This is a genomic window from Microbacterium sp. cx-59, from assembly GCF_020805625.1.
GTDB lineage: Bacteria > Actinomycetota > Actinomycetes > Actinomycetales > Microbacteriaceae > Microbacterium.
The window spans coordinates 57,398-77,218 of sequence record NZ_JAJHGO010000007.1 but is presented as its reverse complement, the minus strand read 5'-3'; the positions used below and the strand labels follow the sequence as shown (position 1 = coordinate 77,218).

General features: G+C 68.4%; 22 protein-coding genes. 17 read left to right on the top strand and 5 right to left on the bottom strand.

Translation table 11 applies throughout. From position 1 onward, the window contains the following. Positions 1-50: 50 nt before the first annotated feature. The 10 genes from secY (at position 51) to rplQ (ending at position 6,773) form a co-directional block, all read left to right on the top strand. Complete coding sequence (secY, locus tag LMI96_RS07820) at positions 51-1,376, top strand: preprotein translocase subunit SecY (RefSeq protein ID WP_223722447.1); 1,326 nt, start codon at positions 51-53, stop codon at positions 1,374-1,376. Continuing rightward, positions 1,373-1,969, top strand: coding sequence for an adenylate kinase (locus tag LMI96_RS07815; RefSeq protein ID WP_223722448.1), 597 nt, complete (start codon positions 1,373-1,375; stop codon positions 1,967-1,969). Before secY ends, LMI96_RS07815 begins: the two co-directional genes overlap by 4 nt. A 48-nt stretch (positions 1,970-2,017) precedes the next feature. Continuing rightward, on the top strand, positions 2,018-2,803 hold the full coding sequence (map, locus tag LMI96_RS07810; protein ID WP_374197916.1) for a type I methionyl aminopeptidase: 786 nt from the start codon (positions 2,018-2,020) through the stop codon (positions 2,801-2,803). Positions 2,804-2,814: 11 nt separating this feature from the next. Continuing rightward, the gene (locus LMI96_RS07805) at positions 2,815-3,486 is read left to right on the top strand and encodes a thioredoxin domain-containing protein (RefSeq protein ID WP_228361076.1); all 672 of its coding nucleotides are present in this window, start codon (positions 2,815-2,817) and stop codon (positions 3,484-3,486) included. A 191-nt stretch (positions 3,487-3,677) separates the two neighbouring features. After that, positions 3,678-3,899, top strand: coding sequence for a translation initiation factor IF-1 (infA, locus tag LMI96_RS07800; protein WP_047544504.1), 222 nt, complete (start codon positions 3,678-3,680; stop codon positions 3,897-3,899). Positions 3,900-3,956: 57 nt separating this feature from the next. Further along, the gene (rpmJ, locus tag LMI96_RS07795) at positions 3,957-4,073 is read left to right on the top strand and encodes a 50S ribosomal protein L36 (RefSeq protein ID WP_005050492.1); all 117 of its coding nucleotides are present in this window, start codon (positions 3,957-3,959) and stop codon (positions 4,071-4,073) included. A 151-nt stretch (positions 4,074-4,224) separates the two neighbouring features. Beyond that, entirely contained in the window at positions 4,225-4,599 is a 375-nt protein-coding gene (gene rpsM / locus LMI96_RS07790) for a 30S ribosomal protein S13 (RefSeq protein WP_223722451.1), read from the top strand. A 34-nt stretch (positions 4,600-4,633) separates the two neighbouring features. Then, the gene (gene rpsK / locus LMI96_RS07785; RefSeq protein WP_223722452.1) at positions 4,634-5,032 is read left to right on the top strand and encodes a 30S ribosomal protein S11; all 399 of its coding nucleotides are present in this window, start codon (positions 4,634-4,636) and stop codon (positions 5,030-5,032) included. Between the two features lie 140 nt (positions 5,033-5,172). Then, a complete protein-coding gene (locus LMI96_RS07780) occupies positions 5,173-6,162 on the top strand; it encodes a DNA-directed RNA polymerase subunit alpha (protein WP_223722453.1) in 990 nt (329 codons plus the stop codon). Positions 6,163-6,197: 35 nt separating this feature from the next. Continuing rightward, positions 6,198-6,773: a 50S ribosomal protein L17 gene (rplQ, locus tag LMI96_RS07775; RefSeq protein WP_228361075.1), complete on the top strand. Its 576-nt coding sequence runs from the start codon at positions 6,198-6,200 to the stop codon at positions 6,771-6,773. A gap of 211 nt (positions 6,774-6,984) precedes the next feature. Here the strand turns inward: rplQ and LMI96_RS07770 are convergent, their stop codons facing one another. Continuing rightward, complete coding sequence (locus tag LMI96_RS07770) at positions 6,985-8,907, bottom strand: acyltransferase family protein (RefSeq protein WP_228361074.1); 1,923 nt, start codon at positions 8,905-8,907, stop codon at positions 6,985-6,987. An 80-nt stretch (positions 8,908-8,987) separates the two neighbouring features. Here LMI96_RS07770 and truA point away from each other — a divergent pair, with 80 nt between their 5' ends. Together truA and LMI96_RS07760 are read left to right on the top strand one after the other, a co-directional pair. Continuing rightward, positions 8,988-9,827 carry a tRNA pseudouridine(38-40) synthase TruA gene (gene truA, locus LMI96_RS07765; RefSeq protein WP_228361073.1) on the top strand — a complete coding sequence of 280 codons (840 nt, stop codon included), beginning with the start codon at positions 8,988-8,990 and terminating at the stop codon, positions 9,825-9,827. A 67-nt stretch (positions 9,828-9,894) separates the two neighbouring features. After that, positions 9,895-10,590 carry an endonuclease/exonuclease/phosphatase family protein gene (locus LMI96_RS07760; protein ID WP_223722457.1) on the top strand — a complete coding sequence of 232 codons (696 nt, stop codon included), beginning with the start codon at positions 9,895-9,897 and terminating at the stop codon, positions 10,588-10,590. A gap of 7 nt (positions 10,591-10,597) precedes the next feature. Here the strand turns inward: LMI96_RS07760 and LMI96_RS07755 are convergent, their stop codons facing one another. Both LMI96_RS07755 and LMI96_RS16325 read right to left on the bottom strand, forming a co-directional pair. Next, a complete protein-coding gene (locus LMI96_RS07755) occupies positions 10,598-11,131 on the bottom strand; it encodes a hypothetical protein (protein WP_228361072.1) in 534 nt (177 codons plus the stop codon). A gap of 55 nt (positions 11,132-11,186) precedes the next feature. Then, the gene (locus LMI96_RS16325; RefSeq protein WP_228361071.1) at positions 11,187-12,968 is read right to left on the bottom strand and encodes a DUF4012 domain-containing protein; all 1,782 of its coding nucleotides are present in this window, start codon (positions 12,966-12,968) and stop codon (positions 11,187-11,189) included. Positions 12,969-13,050: 82 nt separating this feature from the next. Between LMI96_RS16325 and LMI96_RS07745 the strand changes: the two genes are divergently transcribed. The 3 genes from LMI96_RS07745 (at position 13,051) to LMI96_RS07735 (ending at position 16,188) form a co-directional block, all read left to right on the top strand. Next, on the top strand, positions 13,051-13,662 hold the full coding sequence (locus tag LMI96_RS07745; RefSeq protein WP_228361070.1) for a hypothetical protein: 612 nt from the start codon (positions 13,051-13,053) through the stop codon (positions 13,660-13,662). 158 nt (positions 13,663-13,820) lie between these two features. After that, on the top strand, positions 13,821-14,543 hold the full coding sequence (locus LMI96_RS07740) for a fructose 1,6-bisphosphatase (protein WP_228361069.1): 723 nt from the start codon (positions 13,821-13,823) through the stop codon (positions 14,541-14,543). 154 nt (positions 14,544-14,697) lie between these two features. After that, on the top strand, positions 14,698-16,188 hold the full coding sequence (locus LMI96_RS07735; RefSeq protein ID WP_223722462.1) for a glycosyltransferase family 2 protein: 1,491 nt from the start codon (positions 14,698-14,700) through the stop codon (positions 16,186-16,188). Positions 16,189-16,210: 22 nt separating this feature from the next. Here the strand turns inward: LMI96_RS07735 and LMI96_RS07730 are convergent, their stop codons facing one another. After that, positions 16,211-17,212: a response regulator transcription factor gene (locus LMI96_RS07730; RefSeq protein WP_228361068.1), complete on the bottom strand. Its 1,002-nt coding sequence runs from the start codon at positions 17,210-17,212 to the stop codon at positions 16,211-16,213. A 132-nt stretch (positions 17,213-17,344) separates the two neighbouring features. After that, positions 17,345-18,376, bottom strand: a complete 1,032-nt coding sequence (locus LMI96_RS07725) for a glycoside hydrolase family 6 protein (protein ID WP_228361067.1) — start codon at positions 18,374-18,376, stop codon at positions 17,345-17,347. Positions 18,377-18,433: 57 nt separating this feature from the next. Here LMI96_RS07725 and LMI96_RS07720 point away from each other — a divergent pair, with 57 nt between their 5' ends. Beyond that, on the top strand, positions 18,434-19,270 hold the full coding sequence (locus tag LMI96_RS07720; RefSeq protein WP_228361066.1) for a universal stress protein: 837 nt from the start codon (positions 18,434-18,436) through the stop codon (positions 19,268-19,270). A gap of 409 nt (positions 19,271-19,679) precedes the next feature. After that, positions 19,680-19,817, top strand: coding sequence for a hypothetical protein (locus tag LMI96_RS07715; RefSeq protein ID WP_223722466.1), 138 nt, complete (start codon positions 19,680-19,682; stop codon positions 19,815-19,817). The last annotated feature ends 4 nt before the right edge of the window (positions 19,818-19,821 follow it).

Below are 19,821 nucleotides of genomic sequence, written 5' to 3'. Positions count from 1 at the left end.
GGTGACCTGTGTGCGCACCGCGCGCCGGAACCCTTTCTGGAGGAATCCACGTGTTCAGCGCTATCGCGCGCGTGTTCCGTACGCCTGACCTGCGTCGGAAGATCGCATTCACCCTGGGCATCATCGTGCTCTACCGGCTCGGTGCCCATGTGCCCTCGCCTTTCGTCGACTTCTCCAACGTGCAGTCGTGTCTTGCCGACACGTCGAACACGCAGGGTGTGCTGTCGCTGGTCAACCTCTTCTCCGGCGGTGCCCTGCTGCAGCTGTCGATCTTCGCGCTGGGCGTCATGCCCTACATCACGGCGACGATCATCGTGCAGCTGCTGCGTGTGGTCATCCCGCACTTCGAGACCCTCTACAAGGAGGGACAGGCCGGGCAGGCTCGTCTGACGCAGTACACGCGTTACCTCACGATCGCCCTGGCGCTGCTGCAGTCGACGACCCTCGTCACGGTCGCCCGCAGCGGCCAGTTGTTCGGCAACACCGGTGTGACCGCGTGCGAGCAGCTCCTCACGAACGACGCCTGGTGGGCGCAGCTGCTGATGATCATCACGCTGACCGCCGGCACGGGCCTCATCATGTGGTTCGCCGAGCTCGTGACCGAGAAGGGCGTCGGAAACGGCATGTCCCTCCTCATCTTCACCTCGATCGCCGCGACGTTCCCCGCCGCGATGTGGTCGATCTGGCAGTCCCGCGGCTTCGAGGTCTTCCTCCTCGTGCTCGCGATCGGCGTCGTGATCGTCGCGCTGGTGGTGTTCGTCGAACAATCGCAGAGACGCATCCCGGTGCAGTATGCGAAGCGGATGGTGGGGCGTCGCACCTACGGCGGCACGAACACCTACATCCCGATCAAGGTGAACATGGCTGGCGTCGTGCCCGTCATCTTCGCCTCGTCGCTCCTCTACATCCCCGCGCTGATCTCGCAGTTCAACCAGACCCCCGGTGAAGACGGCGCACTGCCGGGCTGGGTCGTGTGGATCCAGAACTACCTGACGCGCGGCGACCACCCGCTGTACTGGTTGCTGTACTTCCTGCTCATCGTCGGCTTTACGTACTTCTACGTGGCGATCACCTTCAACCCGGTCGACGTCGCCGACAACATGAAGAAGTACGGCGGCTTCATCCCGGGTATCCGCGCCGGACGCCCCACGGCGGAGTACCTCGACTACGTGCTGACCCGCATCACGCTGCCGGGCTCCATCTATCTGGGTCTGGTCGCGCTCATCCCGCTCATCGCTCTGGCGACCGTCAGCGCGAACCAGAACTTCCCGTTCGGAGGCACGTCCATCCTGATCATGGTCGGCGTGGGACTCGAGACGGTGAAGCAGATCGACGCGCAGCTGCAGCAGCGCCACTACGAAGGGCTGCTGCGATGAGTGCGACGCCCCGTCTGTTGATCGTCGGACCCCAGGGTTCGGGCAAAGGCACCCAGGGAAGCCGGGTCGCCCGCGCCTTCGAGATCCCCGCGGTGTCGACCGGAGACGTCTTCCGCGCGAACATCGCGGATGGCACTGAGCTCGGCCGGCAGGTGCAGCAGATCATCGCGGCCGGAAACCTGGTGCCCGACGAGCTGACGAGCGCCGTCGTTCGCGACCGCCTCGCGCAGCCGGATGCCGCATCCGGGTTCCTGCTCGACGGGTATCCGCGCAACCTCGGTCAGGTCGCCGATCTGGATGCGTTCCTGGAAAGCCGCGACGAGAGCCTCGAAGCCGTCATCGAGCTGAGCGTTCCGCGCGACGAGAGCATCGCCCGTCTGTCGCTCCGTGCGGCCGAGCAGGGCCGCACCGACGACACCGAAGAAGTCATCGCGAACCGGCTCTCGATCTACGAGCGCGAGACATCGCCCATCCTGGGCGTCTATCGCGAGCGTGGGCTCGTCGACTCGATCGACGGCGTCGGAACCCTCGACGAGATCACCGAACGCATCCTCACCGCGCTGATCGCGCGCGGGTTGAACCCCGCTTCCTGAGCTGTGCTGCGTCGATCCATCTACAAGACACCCGCTCAGCTGCGGTCCATGCTCGAGCCCGGGCGGATCACGGCGGAGGCGCTGCAGGCGGTCCGTGAGATCGTGGCGCCGGGAGTCACGACCGCAGAACTCGACGCCGCTGCCGCACGGGTCATCACCGGCCGCGGTGCGGAGTCGAACTTCCAGCTCGTCCGCGGGTACCGGCACACGACGTGCGTGTCGGTGAACGAGCAGGTCGTGCATGGCATCCCGGGAGATCGTGTGCTCGAGGCGGGCGATATCGTGTCGATCGACGCGGGGGCGCAGTTCCGCGGATGGAACGGTGATTCGGCGATCACGATCGTCGTCCCGGACGAGGCGCGCCCCGAGCTCGTCGCGGCACGCGAGGAACTCTCGCGCGTCACCGAGGGATCGATGTGGGCGGGGATCGCGGCGATGTCCCGCGCGGCGCACATCGGCGAGATCAGCGCCGCGATCGAGGACCACATCGTCGGAGCGGGGCACCGATACGGCATCCTGCGCGATTACGTGGGTCACGGCATCGGACGCAAGATGCACGAGGCGCCCTCGGTGTTCAACTACCGGGTTCCGGATCCAGGCCCCCGCATCCAGCCCGGACTCGTGCTGGCCATCGAGCCGATGGTCGTCGCCGGATCGGAAGAGACACTCGTCGAAGACGACGACTGGACGGTGTCGACGGTCGATGGTTCGGCCGGCTCACACTGGGAACATAGCGTCGCCGTGCATGATGGCGGCATCTGGGTGCTCACCGCTCCCGACGGCGGAGCCGCAGGGCTCGAGCCGTTCGGTGTGCGCCCCGTCGAAATCGAGTAAGGACTCACGCAATGGCAGCCGCAAAGGGCAAGACGAACTGGTTTGCGATCTGGATCAGTGTGGCCGCGGTCGTTGTGGTCGTGGCCGTGGGCGCACTCGTGGTGTTCATGAACAATGTTGCGAGTGGGCCGGGAGAGGTGCCCGAGGCGTCGAACGTCGACCAGTCGAGCGGCGCAATCTCCTTCGGTACCGGCACCGACACGGTCGACACCTACATCGACTTCATGTGCCCGTACTGCAACCAGTTCGAACAGACCGAGGGCGACGAGATCCAGAAGCTCGTCGCGTCCGGCGACGTCACCCTGAACGTGTACCCGGTGTCGATCCTCGACCGGCTGTCGCAGGGCACGGAGTACTCGAGCCGTGCGGCCAGCGCCATGTACTCCGTCGCTGTCGCCGACCCCGCGAACTCCTACGCGTTCCTGCAGGCGCTCTACGCCAACCAGCCGGCGGAGAACTCCGCGGGTCTGACGGACGAGCAGATCGTGCAGATCGCCCGTGACGCGGGTGTCGACGTCACGCCCGAGCTCGAAGAGTCGATCACCTCGCACGAGTACCTCCAGTTCGCCAAGTCGCGCGAGCTGCCCGAGGGATCCACGGGAACGCCGACGCTCGTGGTCAACGGCACCATCGTGCCCGTCACCTACGACCCGCAGGCGGATATCGTCGACCGCCTCTCGTGAGATCCGGGTTCCGTCCCGCTCATCCCGTTCCGCTCGTCGGCCGCCGCGCCACGCGGCAGCGGCCTCGAGTGGCGGGACCGGAAACTATCACGTATAGTTGATCTTTGGCGCTTTGCGCCTTTGTTGGCGTGTCGTCACGCCGAATCCCATCCACCGCAGATCGATCGGTCTGCACAAGCATTAACGAGGCTATGGCTAAGAAAGACGGTGTCATCGAGATCGAGGGCACGATCTCCGAGGCTCTGCCGAACGCGATGTTCCGCGTCGAGCTCAGCAACGGACACAAAGTGCTCGCCACGATCTCCGGAAAGATGCGGCAGAACTACATCCGCATCATCCCCGAAGACCGTGTCGTCGTGGAGCTGTCGCCCTACGACCTCACCCGCGGTCGCATCGTCTATCGCTATCGCTAGACCGGTCGAGAAGTAACGTCCCGCACAGCGGGAACGAAGACAGCGAACAGGAACATCATGAAGGTCAACCCCAGCGTCAAGCCGATCTGCGATCACTGCAAGGTGATCCGTCGCCACGGACGCGTCATGGTCATCTGCAAGTCCAACCCGCGCCACAAGCAGCGCCAGGGCTGATGACGGATGCGGCGCGCGTCGCCGCATCCACTGCACAACTGAACACACATCGGCAGGATCGATGAACCCGCGTCCGCGCGGGGAACACCTCGGGTCGGAGGCCCGAGCACAGATCCTGCTCCATACCTCCACCGACTCCTAGGAGAGCCGCATGGCACGTCTTGCCGGCGTCGACATCCCGCGCGATAAGCGCGTGGTGATCGCACTCACGTACATCTACGGCATCGGCCGTACCCGTTCCGTCGAAATCCTCGCGTCCACCGAGATCGACGAGAGCATCCGCGTCAAGGATCTGACCGACGAGCAGCTCGTCGCGCTCCGTGACTACATCGAAGTCAACTACAAGGTCGAGGGTGACCTGCGCCGCGAAGTGGCTGCAGACATCCGTCGCAAGGTCGAGATCGGTTCCTACGAGGGCATCCGCCACCGCCGGGGCCTTCCTGTGCGCGGCCAGCGCACCAAGACCAACGCGCGTACGCGCAAGGGTCCCAAGCGCACCGTCGCCGGCAAGAAGAAGGCGCGCTAGGTCGCGCCGCCCCCAGGTTTAGGAGAACAGACACATGGCACAGGCCAAGACCGCGGCGCGCAAGCCCCGCCGCAAAGAGAAGAAGAACATCGCTGTGGGCCAGGCCCACATCAAGTCGACGTTCAACAACACGATCGTTTCGATCACCGATCCGTCCGGTGCGGTCATCAGCTGGGCATCGTCCGGCGGCGTGGGCTTCAAGGGCTCGCGCAAGTCGACCCCGTACGCGGCCGGTATGGCTGCCGAGTCGGCTGCCCGTCAGGCCGCCGAGCACGGCGTCAAGAAGGTCGACGTCTTCGTGAAGGGCCCGGGTTCCGGACGCGAGACGGCGATCCGTTCGCTGACCGCTGCCGGCCTCGAGGTCGGTTCGATCCAGGATGTGACGCCGCAGGCGCACAACGGCTGCCGTCCGCCGAAGCGCCGCCGCGTCTGACGCTGCGAGCCGGGGTGCCTTCGGGCACCCCGGCGACCCGTATGTCCGGGGAGCGGCGCGTCCGCATCCGCCGGTGAAAAACTCAACACCTCACCCACGCAAGTGTCATATAGCGGGCACTTAGCCGAAAGGAACACATCGTGCTCATCGCACAGCGTCCCACTCTGACCGAGGAGAAGGTCGGGGAGTTCCGCAGCCGCTTCATCATCGAGCCGCTCGAGCCCGGCTTCGGTTACACCATCGGCAACGCGCTTCGTCGCAGCCTCCTGTCTTCCATCCCCGGTGCCGCCGTCACCAGCATCCGCCTCGATGGCGTGCTGCACGAGTTCAGCACCATCCCGGGTGTCAAAGAAGATGTCACCGAGATCATCCTGAACATCAAGCAGCTCGTCGTTTCGAGCGAGCGCGACGAGCCCATCACCGCGTATCTGCGCAAGACGGGTGCGGGCGAGGTCACGGCCGCCGACATCTCGGCTCCGGCCGGCGTCGAGGTCCACAACCCCGAGCTCGTCATCGCGACCCTGAACGACACGGCCCGCTTCGAGCTGGAGCTGACGATCGAGCGTGGCCGCGGCTACGTCTCGGCGACGCAGAACCGCAACGAGTACGCCGAGGCCGGTCAGGTTCCGATCGACTCGATCTACTCGCCCGTGCTCAAGGTCAGCTACCGCGTCGAGGCGACTCGTGCCGGGGAGCGTACCGACTTCGACAAGCTCATCCTGGATGTCGAGTCGAAGCAGTCCATCGCGCCGCGTGATGCGGTCGCGTCGGCCGGTCGCACGCTCACCGAGCTGTTCGGTCTCGCTCGCGAGCTGAACGTCGAAGCCGAGGGCATCGAGATCGGCCCCGCGCCGGTCGAGGCCGTGCTCTCCAACGAACTGTCGATGCCGATCGAGGACCTCGATCTGTCGGTGCGTTCGTACAACTGCCTGAAGCGCGAGGGCATCAACACGGTGTCGGAGCTGGTCGCTCTCTCCGAGACCCAGCTGATGAACATCCGCAACTTCGGTCAGAAGTCGGTCGACGAGGTGCGCGACAAGCTCACTTCGCTCGGTCTGTCGCTGAAGGATTCGGTGCCCGGTTTCGACGGCGCCCACTTCTACAACGGCTACGACGAAGAAACCGTCTGACCGGCCTTCCCCTGAGAACTCTGGAGTAACTGAGAATGCCTAAGCCCACGAAGGGTCCCCGCCTCGGAGGCGGTCCCGCACACGAGCGCCTGATGCTGGCGAACCTGGCTGCCGCGCTGTACACGCACAAGTCGATCACGACGACGGAGACGAAGGCCAAGCGCCTGCGTCCCCTCGCCGAGCGCCTCATCACGTTCGCGAAGCGCGGCGACCTGCACGCGCGTCGTCGCGTGCTGACGGTTCTGCGTAACAACAAGGACGCCGTCCACGAGCTGTTCGCGGAGATCGCGCCCCTCGTCGCCGAGCGCGACGGCGGCTACACCCGCATCACGAAGATCGGCAACCGCAAGGGCGACAACGCTCCCATGGCCGTCATCGAACTGGTGCTTGAGCCCGTCGTGAAGAAGTCGGCGTCGTCGAAGTCGGCTCCGGCCGCGAAGACCGAGGCCGCTCCCGTCGCTGAGGCCCCCGTCGAGGAGGCTCCTGCAGAGGAGTCCGCCGCCGACGAGGCCGGCGCAGAGTCGCCCGAAGAGGGCGCCGCTGCCGAGGCTGACGCTGCGGATGCGGTCGAGGCTCCGGCCGAGGCCGACGCGGAGAAGAAGTCCGAGTAATCGGAACCGCCGGGGAGACCCGGCCCACCGCGAAACCCGCGGGACTCATCCGAGTCCCGCGGGTTTCGCTTTTGCGCGCCCGCGTGCGCGCCCGCGTGCGTGCCCGCGTGTGTATGCCTTCCGCGAGACGGGATCTGGGCGCCGAGACCGTGGGGTAACCCCGCTGTCTCGGCGCGAAGATCCCGTCTCGCGGTCGATGGCGCCGCGGGGGTCAGGAGGGGTGCGGGGCGCCGGGGGGCTGGAACAGCTGCTCCTGGCGGAGCTCCTGGGCGAAGCGGCGCTGCTCGGCGAACTCCGCGGAGCGGGCCTGCGCGCGTTGCGCCTGCTCGAGCGCGTCGGCGACTGCATCCGCGAACACGCGCCCACCCGCCTCGCCGGGGTGGATGTGGTCGCCGGCGAGGAGGTCCGGATGCGGGGCGATCGCCTCAGCCCAGTCCGCAACCTGCACGGTCGGATGCGTGCGTGCGTACTCCGACAGCTCGGTGTTGACTCCGGCGATCCAGTCCCGAGGAGCGAATGCGTTCACGAGCACGAGCTGACGGTCGGGACCGATGGCGTCGAGGATGCTGTCGAGCGAGCGCTCCGAAATCGCACCGTTCGTGCCGAGTGCGACCACGACGTAGGGCCGAAGCTGCCCGGCTGCGGCGAGATCGCGGAGGATTCCCGGAGCGGCATACATCGACCTGGAGACGGCGGCGTCGACGTGGATGCCGGGAAAGCGGGCGAGAAGACCCGGTGCCGATGCCAGCATGACCGAGTCTCCGACAGCCGTGATCTGATCGCCCGTCACTCCCGGGCCGGCAGGGATCCGTTCCGCGGGCGGGTTGTCGCGGAGGGCGGCCATGCCCGCCTCGACGACGGCCTCGCCGCTCGACACGGCCGGCGCCGAGACCACACCCGCGACGGTGCCGGCGAGGAGCGCGACGGATGCCGCGACCGCGGCCACGACGGCCGCGCGGCGGCGTCCTCCGCTCCGGAGTCCGGCGCCGAGGGCACGGATGCTGCCGCGGAATCCGAGGCGCCGCACCGGCATCTCGCAGAAGCGGTACGACGCCTCCGTGGCGACCAGCGCGATGGCGAGGGCGACCGCGCCGAGCCACGCGGGGAACGGGCGGTCGGGCCCCGTCTCCTGCACGGCGGCCACGAGGAGCACCAGCACCGGCCAGTGCCAGAGGTACAGGCCGTACGAGCGGTTGCCGAGCCACCGAAGCGGCGCGGCGTCGAGTACTCGCCCGAACACCGAGCCCGGCCAGCATCCGGCGACGATCGCCACGGCGGACAACCCGCTGGCGGCCAGCAGCGCGCCGGGGAACGTGGCGATCGTCTGCCCCTGCGGGACGGTGGCGACCGCGATGAGGCCGACCGTCGCCACGATGCCGACGGCCGCGGCACCGCGGCGCACGGCGGCACGCTGCACCCATTCGCGCTGGCTCACGGCTCGCCAGAGGAACGCGACCGCGACTCCCAGCAGCAGTCCGAACGCGTGCGTGTCGGTGCCGAAGTAGACGCGGGTGATCTCGGCACCGACGGATGCGGGCGTCGCGCCTCCCGTGATGACGAGCGCCGTCATCCACCCGGCCGACGCCGCACCGAGCGCCCCGACGACCGCGACGCGCATCCAGGTGCGGGGGAGGAGGAGCAGAAGCAGGAGCAGAACCGGCCAGACGAGGTAGAACTGCTCTTCGACCGCGAGCGACCAGAGGTTCCGGAAGAGCTCGGAGCCGTCGGCACCGAAGTAGTCCGCCCCGGCGGAGATCGAGGCCCAGTTGTAGCTGAACGTCACCGCGCCGAGGAGCTGCCGACCGAGACCGACGAGGATGTCGCCGCCGAGCATCCACGCGGCGCTGGCGGCGACGACGAGGACGAGGGCGAGCGCGGGGAGGAGGCGTCGAGCGCGCCGACGCCAGAACGCCACGAGGCCGATGCGGCCGGTATCCGACTTCTCCCGGAGGAGGAGCGAGGTGATCAGGAACCCGCTGATCACGAAGAAGACGTCGACCCCGATGAAGCCGCCGCGCACCCACCAGCCGGGGAAGAGGTGGTACACCACGACGAGCGCGACGGCGATCGCGCGGAGGCCGTCGAGGCCGGCGAACCGGGCGCGCGGAGGAGTCGGGGATTCATGGGGGATCATGGCGGAAGGGTCCTGCGGGGACCCTCCAGTCTACGGCCGGACCTCGTTCGCGCCGAGTCGTCGGCCCGTAGGCTGGTCGGATGCGGATCCGCCTCGACATCGCCTACGACGGCACGCATTTTCGCGGATGGGCGCGTCAACCCGGGCTTCGCACGGTGCAGGGAACGCTCGAGGATGCGCTCGCCCGCATCCTGTCGGGAACCCCGACCCTCGTGGTCGCGGGGCGCACCGACGCCGGTGTGCACGCGAGCGGACAGGTCGCGCATCTGGATCTGGACGAGGCGCAGGCGCGGCGGCTGACGCTGGGGCGACGCACGCCGGATGACCCGGTCGCGGCGCTCGCGGCGCGCGTGCGGGGCGTGCTGGGCGCGTACCCCGACGTGACGCTGCGGCGCACCTCGCTCGCCCCGGAGGGTTTCGATGCGCGGTTCTCCGCCGTCTGGCGGCGCTACGCCTACCGTCTCGCCGATGACAGCACCGGCTACGACCCGTTCCAGCGCGAGCGCACGACGCAGGTGCGCGGCCACCTCGACGTCGCGGCGATGGACGCGGCCGCGCGCTCGCTCATCGGTCTCCACGACTTCGCGGCCTACTGCAAGCCGCGCGAGGAGGCCACCACCATCCGCACGCTTCTCGAGTTCGACTGGCATCGCGACGAGGATGGCGCGCTGATCGCGAATGTGCGGGCGGATGCGTTCTGCCACAGCATGGTGCGCGCCCTCGTCGGGGCGTGCGCCGCCGTGGGCGCGGGGCGGCTCGAGGTCGCCGACGCGGCGCTGCTGCGTGACGCGGCGGTGCGTACGAGTGCGTTCGCGGTGCTCGCCGCGCGGGGCCTCGTCCTGGCGGAGGTCGGCTACCCCGCCGACGAGCTGCTGGCCGGTCGGGCCGCGCAGACGCGGGCACGACGCGTCGCCGACTGACGCCTTCCTTTGAGTTCGTCAAGCGGTCACGGCGCGGCCATCCGCCGGGCCTAGGGTGGGGTATCTGATGAAGGTCATCTCCTACAACCTCCGCAAACACCGCGCTGCGGTGGAGATCGCGGACCTCGCCGATCGACACGGCGCCGACATCCTCTGCTTGCAGGAGGCCGACACCACCGACCTGCCCGAGCGCACCGGCGGGCTCCGTCTCGCCGATGCCACGGTGCGCAACCGCTTGGGACTCGCGGTCTACTACCGCGAGAGCAGCTTCCGCCTCGAGGAGGTGCGGGCGCTATCGCTGAAGAAGTCCCTGCACGACCGGGTGCTGAAGCCGGCGGAGGAGCGGATGCTGGGCGTCCGGCTGCACGACATCGACGCCGGCCAGGAGTTCATCGTGGCGTCCTTCCACGCGGCGCCGCTGACCGCGCTGAACTCGCTCCGGCGGCATCAGATCCGCACGGCGCTCGGGGCGCTGCAGAACCTCGGCCCCGGTCTCCCGGCCCTGATGGTCGGGGACTACAACTACCCGGTCTTCAAAGAGAAGCTCGGTCAGCGCGTGCGCGATCAGGGCTACGAGCTCACCCTGAGCGACTCGCGCACCTACACGCGGTACCGCTTCTTCCGCGGGCACTACGACTTCGCGACGTCGTCGGGGTTCGAGATCGCGCACGTGAGGACCCTCCCGCAGGGGCTCAGCGACCATCTGCCGATCCTCGTCACCGCCGAGCTGCCGAGCGCGTCGTCGGCGTCCCGCGTCGCCTGATCGGCGCTCAGTCGGCGTGACGTCGCCGGTGCCGGGCGACCGTCGCCGTCACGGCGATGAGCGCGCCGGCGACGATGAGTGCGGCGCCTCCCACCCAGATGCCGAGCACCGACTGACTGTCGATTCCCGTGACCGAGAGGCTGCCCACGGTCACCGTGACGGTGTCGCCGGGCGTCGAGGGCGAGAACACGGCGATCGTGTAGGCGCCGGCCGCATCCGCGGGGAAGGTGACGGTGAGCGGATCGAGGCCCCCGTCGGAGTTCGCGCGCGCGTCGGTATAGGTGCGGGTCTCGAGTGCCGTCCGCACCATCGCGAACGTGACACCCGAGGCGTTCTCGCCGCGCACCGTGATCGTCACCTGCTCACCCGGGGTGAAGACGTCCGCCGCGACGCTCAATTGCACGGAGCCGCCGGGGTCGACGGATGTCTGCGTCACGCGGGCGGCGTCGTTCGGGGGATAAGCGAACGCGGCAACCGGAACGAGGGTCAGAATCGCGGCGAGGGCGGATGCGGCCGCGAAACGCGACAGTCGACGGGGCATTGCATTCCGTTCAGCCGGGGGGAGCGGCACAGCGGTAAGGGCGGGTGTTCTGCGATTATCCCGCGGCCGAGCAGCGGGCTTCGACCTCTTGCGCTTTTCCAGGGAGGACGGGGGTGGTCTCGGCGACGAGCGATGCGGTCGGCGGCGTCCGCACCCGGACGGTGGCGGTCGCCTCTTCGCCCGGGCGGAGCGTCGTCGACCAGGTGAGCACGGTGCGTCCGCTGTCGGTGCCGGTACCGAAGCCGGTCTCGGATCCGCCGCCGGATGAGGAGGTCGCCACGACCTCGCTGCCCTCGGGCAGGTACAGGTAGGTGATGGTCTCGGTGAGGCCGGCTTCCACCCCGAAGCCGCCGTTACCGGTGATATAGGCCGGGAGGGAGGCGGCATCGGCGGGAGCATCGTCTCGGAGCGTGACCGTGAGCGCGGCGTCGGGCGTGGACTCCGTGTCGGTGCACCAGGCGACGCCGGTGCCGAGCGTCATGTAGTAGTCCATCTTCGATCCGGTGCCGTCGTTGACGTACACGCCGAACGCGGTCTGCTCCGCATCCGTCTTGGGAAGGTTCCCCTGCAGGGTCGTGCCGTCGAGAATCGCCTGCTCGGTCTCGTTCGCGTTCCAGATGAGCAGCCGCTGCTCCTCGCCCGCTTGCGCGAGTGCGCTGATCAGCGTGGCGGGGTCGGCGCTCCCGGCGGCGAGAGCGCCGAAGACGGATGCGGCGGCGGCCTGGAAGAACGCATCCTGATCGGCGGGCCGCTCATACCGCTGGTAGACCTCGTTGAGGAGGAGCTGCGTGGCGTTCTCGCTGCTGAGCACGTCTCCGGTCGGTAGCGTGATCGGCCCGGTCGCTTTCAACAGGTACGACAGGGCGACGGGGTCGAGTGAGAGCACTCCGTCGACCTGGGTGCCGGTCTCGCGGGCCCACATCTCGCGGGCGAGTTCGGCGGCGAGGGGGAACGACGGCACCTGGGTCGCGTTCTGGATGAACTGGGCGGGCTTCGCGCCCATGATTCCGGTCAGCTCCGGGCCGATGTCGAGCACCGGGGTGTCGTACTTCGTGAAGTCCGAGGATGATCCCTGCGCGGCGAGAGTGAGCGAGCCGCCCTCGGTGTGGATCATGGCCATGGCCCCGACGATGCCGCCGAGCGAGCGCCACTCGGCGTTGTTCTGGAACACGACCAGGTAATTGCGCGGGCCGTCTTCGCCGAGCATCGCGGGCATGAGCGCCGTGGTGCGGCTGACCGCATCCGCCGCCGTCTGCACCGTGCCGAGCAGGTCCCCGACCTCGTCGACGCTCGTCGCGAGCACGGGCAGAAGCGGGCCGCGGTCGATGTTCTCCAGCGTGTTGGCCGCGACGCCGACCTGGGCGGCGCTCGAGGCGGCCGCCGTCTGCATGGATTCGAACTCGGTGAGGTCGAAACGGCCATTTGTCGGGCGCAGCGAATCGACGGAGAAGGTCGAGGCCAAATCGACGAGCGGCTCGAGCGCGGATCCCGCGACGTCGTCGATGGATGCGGCGAGCGTGCCGACCGTCGACAGCTGAGGGCCGACCCACGGAAGCGATTCGGCCGCTCTCCAGATCGGGTCAGAGGTCAGCGCGCGCGCCGCCGCGGTGTCGGAGGAGATGGCGGGAAGACCGGCCGCTGCGGTGGCGGGATCGCCGACGTCGGCGGAAAGCTGACGGGCGGCGGATTCCGCGGATCGGAGGTGCGAATAGGCGAGGTACCCGCGCACACCGAGCCACGCGGCCGCGGCGACGGTCAGCACGGCGACGGCCAGGAGGACCCACACGAAGACGCGGCCCGCCGTTCGAGCCGGGCGCGGAAGCAGCGGATTCGTCACGCCCTCACCCTACGGGGTGAGTCCGGGCAGGCTTCGCGCGAGTCTAGACTGACGGAATCATTGCCATCGGATGGGGGAACAGATGACGCGCAGTCGCCGGTATGCGGTGGCCGCCGCGACGCTTGCCGCCCTCCTCGCCCTGGCCGGATGCGGGCAGGCGCCGTGGAATGCGGGCGGTGCGGGCGAATCCCCTTCGCCGTCGGCGAGCCGCAACAGTCCTGTGCCGACGCCGGTCTCGAACGATCTGTCGAGCGGGTCGACGCAGCGCCAGGTCACGGCCGGTGCCGTGGCCGCCACGATCGACTACTGGTCGACGCTTTCGATGGACCGGTGGACCGCGACCGCGCTGAAGCCGATCAGCGTCTCCATGGTGACGACTGTGACACCCGATGACGGCCAGAAGGTGTACCTGCAGAAGGCCAGCATGGTGGCGGTCCCGGGGAACGCGTCCACCTCCTTCCCGGCACTTTCCGCCCAGACCGACCAGTCCTCGGTGAGCCCGGGCTACCTCGTGCTCTCGCCGTACAGCTACTCGCAGACGTTCAACGTCGGCGAAGTGCCCCCGGAAGCGACGTTCGTGACGGTGCAGTTCACGTACGACTTCCTCGTGCAGACCACTCCGACGTCGGCCGAGTACGCGAAACAGACCGCCAGCGACACCCTCACCATCGCGATCTCCGGCGGCGGCGAGTAGTCGCAGACCCGCTCCGCAGGGCGTGCCGAATCCCGGGCGTGTCCGAATCGGCGGTTTTGCCATATACTTTCGGCGCTGTCTGCGTTTTCCTCGATGACCCGACGGTGACACCCGAACCGTCTTCCGCCTTGTCCGCGGACCTCTCCGAGGAGTGATCAGTGAGCCTTCGTCGTCCTTCCGTTTCCGGTACCCGGCGACTGTCCCTCGTGGCAGTCGCCCTCGTCGGTGCCCTCGCCCTGTCGGGATGCACGCAGCTCGTCGACGCGTTCAACGCGGCGCAGGGCAACACGTCGTCCGACACAACCGCCGAGAATACGTTCGTTCGGCCGTCGGCGAGCCCGTCCGCATCCATGGCCTTCAACTCCCAGTTCAGCTACGACGGGTCTGTGTCGCTCTCCAGCGACGTGGCCGACGATCTCGAGCTGCGGCTGGAGGTGTGGGCGGTCGATTCCAAGCGCACTCAGGAGTGGACTCCGACGCGCGAGAAGACATTCGGTTTCTCGGTGAACGTCTACGACCACCGCGTCGATGACAAGGCGGTTCTCACCGAGAAGCGCCGGGTGTTCATCTCGGCGGTGCAGATCCAGTCGACGACGACGCAGACCTCCGGACAGATGCAGCAGCCGTACCAGTTCAGCGCCGACCCGCGGACGCTCGTGCCCACCGACACGCAGCGATCCGACCGCGGCCTGCTGCTCAACAGCTTCCAGGGCGGCCTGCTCGTTCCGGAGCAGACGATCCATCAGCTGCCGGAAGACACCTACGGACTCACGCTCGAGTTCGCCCTGACGGTCGCGGTCGAGGGCACGGCCAACACCGACGCCTCGTTCTCGCAGCAGATCGTCTACCAGTACCTGCCGATCGCGATCTACCAGGACTGAACGCTCCCACCGGTCCTCCCGCCGGAGGATCTTGCGCAAATCTTGCGCTAAGCCTGCGCTCGAACTCGCCCCGCCCGGCGGTGGATGCGGCATTCTGGTCCCAGCGCCGATTGCGGCGCGGTCGAACCCCGACGTCAGTACAGGACCAAACGACATGACTGATCCGCGCATGAGCTACTCGCCGCAGGTGCCCCAGGCGATCGAGGCGCCCCAGGGCTTCGCGCCGGATGCGGTCCCCGGGTCGCTCGAGGACCACTTCGGCCAGGACTTCATGGCCGTCCTCGAGAACACGACGGTGCACCGCTCCACGATCGGTTGCGTCATCCCCGCGTACAACGAGGAGGAATCGATCGCCCAGGTGATCGAGAGCCTGCTCGCGCAGACGCGCGTGCCCGACGTCATCCACGTTGTGATCAACAACACCTCCGACAACACGGTGAAGATCGCGAGCCAGTACGCCGGGCCGCACGAGGTGACGACCGAGCTCGGTGAGCAGTTCACCGAGGTCTTCGTGCACGACATCGGCAAGAACCCCGACAAGAAAGTCGGCGCGCTCAACTACGGCTACTCGCTCGTCGAGGGCTGCGACTACCTGCTCGGCGTCGACGGTGACACGGTCGCCGACTCGCGCGCCGTGGAGTACCTCGAGACCGAAGCGGTGAGCGACTCGCGCATCGGCGGCATCTCGGCCATCTACACGATCGATGACGCGCCCATCAAGGGCACGATCGCGAAGTGGCTGATCGCCGGTCAGCGCACGCAGTTCGCCGCCTTCAACCTGCAGAACCTGCTGCGCGGTCGCAACATGGCGGTGCTCGGCGGGCAGTTCTCGATCTTCTCCACGAACGCGCTGCGCGACGCCATGAAGGCGAACCACCAGAGCACCCCGTGGGTCAAAGACAGCGAGGTCGAGGACTCGCTCCTCTCGTTGCAGATCAAGAGCGCCGGATACCTCACGAAGATCAGCCCGTACGCGCGTGCCAGCGTGGGCGGGATGACGACCCTGAAGGGCTACGACGCCCAGCAGGTGAAGTGGACGTTCGGTGCGATCGAACTCATGTGGCCCGGCCAGCGCGGCGACACCAAGGGGCAGCCGTTCCACCCCAACCTGCGCCTGCGGTGGTTCGAGAACTTCGGGATGCTGACGAACCTGTTCGTGCGCGTCGCATTCCTCATCCTCCTCGCGGGATCGCTCTCCATCAACGCCTTCGTCTTCTCACCGATCTGGCTCATCCCGATCGGCATCGCGATCCTGCTGAACATCCGGATCGCGATGACGATGAAGGAACGCAACAACCGCGACATGCTGTTCGCCGGCCTCGGGTTCCCGGCCGAGGTCTTCATGTGGATCCGCCTCAGCCACTTCGTGCGGTCGTGGGCACGCTTCTTCTCGCGCAAGAAGGTCGACAACTGGGCCATGCAGGCGAAGGCGGAGCGTGGCGGCGCGTCGATTGGCCACTGGGCGCCGTTCATCATCCTGGCGCTCGTGCTGCTGGTGGGCGCGTTCGGATGGTCGACCCTCGGACCCGTCGTCCAGTCGTCGATCCTCTGGATCGGCTGGCCGATCGTCGGTGTCGTGACCGTGCTGCAGACCCTGCTCATGCTGACGAAGCTGTTCCGCCGCTACCAGGGCTACAAGGTCTGACCCGCGCGGGCGGCGTGCCCGATCAGGGAGCGGCGAGCTCGGCCGTCAGGCGGTAGCCGACACCGCGCACGGTCTCGATGTAGCGCGGGTTGGCCGGGTTGTCCCCGAGCTTTCGGCGGAGGTTCGTCATGTGCGCCTCGACCGCGCGCTTGTCGGCCTCGCCCACGTAGTACGACGTGACGTAGGACTCGCCGCGCAGCACGAGGGTGAGATCGGCCTTGCTGCGCACGCGGCGCTTCGACTCGAGGAGCGTCGCCAGCAGATCGAATTCGGTGCGGGTCAGCTCGACGTCGCGCCCGCCGGTCAGCACCATGCGCGTCTCCGGGTTCAACTGCAGATCGCGGTGGGTCAGCCAGTAGCCGCCGCCGGGCACGGGACCCGCGCTCGTCGGCGCCAGTTCGGAGCCGGGAGCGTTGGCCGGCGGAATCACCACGGCGGTGACCGGGATGACCGGGGTCACCGGCTCGGGCATCGCCGCGACCGCGGGGTAGTCGCGGGGGTCCGGGAATGCTTGGGCGGGCACGCCGCCGGGGTGCCGGATCTCGGGCTGCACGGGGATCGCCTGGGTCTGCGCCCGGGCGCCCGGGAAGGACGGACCGACGCTCTCTTGACGCGGGTTGCCCGCTGCGGCGCCCGACTCGGGTCGCGGTCGGCGGAGCAGCGCCTCCACGCGCGCGCGGAACTCGCGCGGACGGAATGGCTTCACGATGTACTCGTCGGCGCCCGCACCGAGGCCGAGCACCACGTCGGCTTCGTCGGCGAGTCCGGTTAGCATGATGATGAAGGTGTTCGACTTCTCCCGGATGCGGCGAGCGGCCTCGAAGCCGTCGATACCGGGCATGTTGACGTCGAGCGTGGTGATCAGCGGCTGGTAGGCGAGCACAGCGCGGACGCCGTCGATGCCGTTGCCGACCGAGACGGTCGAGAATCCGGCGGCTTCGAGCACCTCTGCGAGGAGGTGGCGGACGTCCGGATCGTCCTCGACGATGACCGCAGTCTTCTGCCCGTCCGATGCATCGGTCATGAAATCACGGCCCCCGTCGTCAACTTTCGAGCGGTGCTCCGAATGAAGGAGCGCCGCGCGGCCAATTGTTCCATACAACACACACCGCGCTCGGACGTTGCGTCGTCCGGCGAGATTCGCCGACGAGCGGGCTCAGCGGGCCTCGCGCGTCAGTTCGACGGCCGCATCCGGCCACCAGACACCGGCGGCGGGGCCCCCGTTGCACTCCCCGTCGCTCTCGCCGGGCGGCTTGATCCAGAGGTTCGTGTCGACGACATCGTCGCCGTACGTGCCGCCGGCGTCGCCAACCAGGCGCCCCGGCGGGTTGCACCAGTCGGGTGTCGCACCGGCGCCGTTACGCGACGTGTCGATCAGCGCGTGTCCCCAGCCGAGGATGCCCGCCACCTCGTGCGCGTACGAGAACTCGTCGGTCGTCGTGTTGAAGTTCGAGACGTTGGTGGTGAACCCGCGCACGTCGCCCTCGACGTCGACGCTGTCGATGAGGGCGGCCATCTGGTCGGCGGGGACCCAGTTCGAGTGCCCGCCGTCGAGGTAGATCCAGGTGTCGACGCCGGTCAGTCGTCCGACCGCGTCGTGCAGCTGCGCCACCCGCTCGTCGACATTGCCGCACTCGGGAGCGAGGGCCAGGCTGTCGGGCTCGAGCACGACGATCTTCTGCACGTCCTTGGTGGCGTCGAGCGCTTCGCCGATCTGCGTCGTCCAGGTGTCGTAGTCCGCGTCGTCGAGCCCTCCGGCGGAGTGGTTGCCGCAGTCGCGCTCGGGCAGGCCGTAGACGACGACCGCGAGGCTCGCGTTCTGTTCGCGCGCTTCGGACGCCAGATTCAGCACGCGCGCGCCGACCTCACCGATCGGATCGATCTCGGGGGTCAACCAGTACGCCGTGGGCTGGGCGGCGAGGTACTGGGCGGCCTCGATCTGCTCGCGCGTGGAGGCGTCGTCGTCGAGGACGGCCTTGGCGGACTTCGCCTCGGCGGGGGCGACGATCGTGGTGCCGACCGCCGGCGGCTGGGCGCCGAGCGCCTGCAGGCCGCTCGTGACGAGCCAACCGACGACGCCGATGACGACGAGGATCACGACGAGTGCTGCCGCGAGGATCGTGACCAGCAACCAGCGCGGGAAGCCGCGGCGGCGGCGAGGCGCGCGGGCGGCGGGAGTTGCGGTCACGGAAGGACTCTACCGCGCAGGGAGCGCTAGCCTGGCGGAGAATGGGGAGGTCGTGACATGCCGGGAACCATCGTCGTCGGAGTAGCGGACGCACCGTCATCGCAGAGCGCGCTCGAGTGGGCGGTGGAGCGTGCACGGCGAACGGGTGAGACCGTCGAACTCGTCGCGGTCGTGGGCGGAGCGGTCGGCGTCGTCGGCGAGGACGATGTCGTGGATCGGCTCGTGACACGGGCGCGCACCGCGCTCGATGCGGAGGCGAGCGGGTTGACCGCATCCGGGCTCTCCGTCACCGCACGCGCCGTGGCCGGAGATCCGGTCGGAGTGCTCGTGGAGGCGTCGGCGACCGCCGATCTGCTGGTGATCGGCGGCGAGGCCCGTGGGCACGGGCGCCGCGGCCACCATGGCGCTCGGATCGCTGCCGGAGCGCACAGTCCCGTGGTCGTCGTCCCGGCGACGAGCGCCGCGGATGCGGAACGCCGCGGGATCGTCGTCGGCGTCGACGGGTCGGACGCCTCGGCCGCCGCCATCGAGTTCGCCGCGGCCGAGGCCGCGCGCGGGGGCGACGCGCTCACGCTCGTCTCGGCCTGGCTGCCGGTCGCGGTGCCCGGCGACTTCGGCGTCTACCCCGACACCTATCTCACCGACCTCGCCGGGGTGACCGAAGCCGCCGTCGACGCGGTGACCGAGCGGATCCGGGCGGCGCACCCGGACCTGACCGTGCGCGCGGCCGTGGTCGAGGGGGACCCGGCGGAGGTCATCGCAGAGCACGCGCGGAAGGCCCGGCTCACCGTCGTCGGCTCGCACGGCCGCGGAGCGCTCGCACGATTCCTGCTCGGATCGGTGAGTGAAGAGGTCATCGGGCGGTTGGCCGGTCCGACCGCCGTCGTGCGCTGATTCGCGCGGGGAGCGCCGCGCCCGGAGGGCGGGAGAGACGATGCGGCCCCCAGCACCGGGTGGTTGCGGGGGCCGCGGGCGCCGCCAGCCCCGATCGAAACGACCGAGGCCCAGGGTTGACGGGTCTACCGCCGAGAATGCTACCCCGGGGCGGCTCTCTGAAGAAGAGCGGATAAGGAAGAGCCCCCTCCGGCTGGGGGACCGGAGAGGGCTCCTCTCACACGGGGGCTTTCGCCGCGCCGTGCCTTCACTCGTCGCAGATGACCCGAACATCTGATCTGAGCGGTGTTGCTGCCCCCAGTATCTGCGACAGTCGTCGCCGACTCCGGAGGGGTTGACAGAACACGATCTTCGGTTTGCGTACGTCACGTACACAATCCCGACACATTTCCTCAGTACGATGCTGGCTATGGCGCGCGACGGGCAACGCAACCCGGACGACACGAACTCTCGCTGGCTCGTGTACGTCGGGGTGATTCTGCTGGCTCTCGGCGTCGGTGCTCTGGTCTACGCGTCGATCATCAGTTATCTGAACGCGATCCTGTAGCGCG

Excerpts from the sequence above, each read along its gene's own strand:
- LMI96_RS07745 (WP_228361070.1), top strand. The coding sequence starts at position 13,051 with ATGACGCGCAGTCGCCGGTATGCGGTGGCCGCCGCGACGCTTGCCGCC.
- rplQ (WP_228361075.1), top strand. The coding sequence starts at position 6,198 with ATGCCTAAGCCCACGAAGGGTCCCCGCCTCGGAGGCGGTCCCGCACAC.
- LMI96_RS07805 (WP_228361076.1), top strand. The coding sequence starts at position 2,815 with ATGGCAGCCGCAAAGGGCAAGACGAACTGGTTTGCGATCTGGATCAGT.
- rpmJ (WP_005050492.1), top strand. The coding sequence starts at position 3,957 with ATGAAGGTCAACCCCAGCGTCAAGCCGATCTGCGATCACTGCAAGGTG.
- LMI96_RS07760 (WP_223722457.1), top strand. The coding sequence starts at position 9,895 with ATGAAGGTCATCTCCTACAACCTCCGCAAACACCGCGCTGCGGTGGAG.
- LMI96_RS07735 (WP_223722462.1), top strand. The coding sequence starts at position 14,698 with ATGACTGATCCGCGCATGAGCTACTCGCCGCAGGTGCCCCAGGCGATC.
- rpsM (WP_223722451.1), top strand. The coding sequence starts at position 4,225 with ATGGCACGTCTTGCCGGCGTCGACATCCCGCGCGATAAGCGCGTGGTG.
- map (WP_374197916.1), top strand. The coding sequence starts at position 2,018 with ATGCTCGAGCCCGGGCGGATCACGGCGGAGGCGCTGCAGGCGGTCCGT.
- LMI96_RS07730 (WP_228361068.1), bottom strand. The coding sequence starts at position 17,212 with ATGACCGATGCATCGGACGGGCAGAAGACTGCGGTCATCGTCGAGGAC.
- LMI96_RS07715 (WP_223722466.1), top strand. The coding sequence starts at position 19,680 with ATGGCGCGCGACGGGCAACGCAACCCGGACGACACGAACTCTCGCTGG.
- rpsK (WP_223722452.1), top strand. The coding sequence starts at position 4,634 with ATGGCACAGGCCAAGACCGCGGCGCGCAAGCCCCGCCGCAAAGAGAAG.
- LMI96_RS07770 (WP_228361074.1), bottom strand. The coding sequence starts at position 8,907 with ATGATCCCCCATGAATCCCCGACTCCTCCGCGCGCCCGGTTCGCCGGC.
- LMI96_RS07755 (WP_228361072.1), bottom strand. The coding sequence starts at position 11,131 with ATGCCCCGTCGACTGTCGCGTTTCGCGGCCGCATCCGCCCTCGCCGCG.
- truA (WP_228361073.1), top strand. The coding sequence starts at position 8,988 with ATGCGGATCCGCCTCGACATCGCCTACGACGGCACGCATTTTCGCGGA.
- infA (WP_047544504.1), top strand. The coding sequence starts at position 3,678 with ATGGCTAAGAAAGACGGTGTCATCGAGATCGAGGGCACGATCTCCGAG.
- LMI96_RS07720 (WP_228361066.1), top strand. The coding sequence starts at position 18,434 with ATGCCGGGAACCATCGTCGTCGGAGTAGCGGACGCACCGTCATCGCAG.
- LMI96_RS07815 (WP_223722448.1), top strand. The coding sequence starts at position 1,373 with ATGAGTGCGACGCCCCGTCTGTTGATCGTCGGACCCCAGGGTTCGGGC.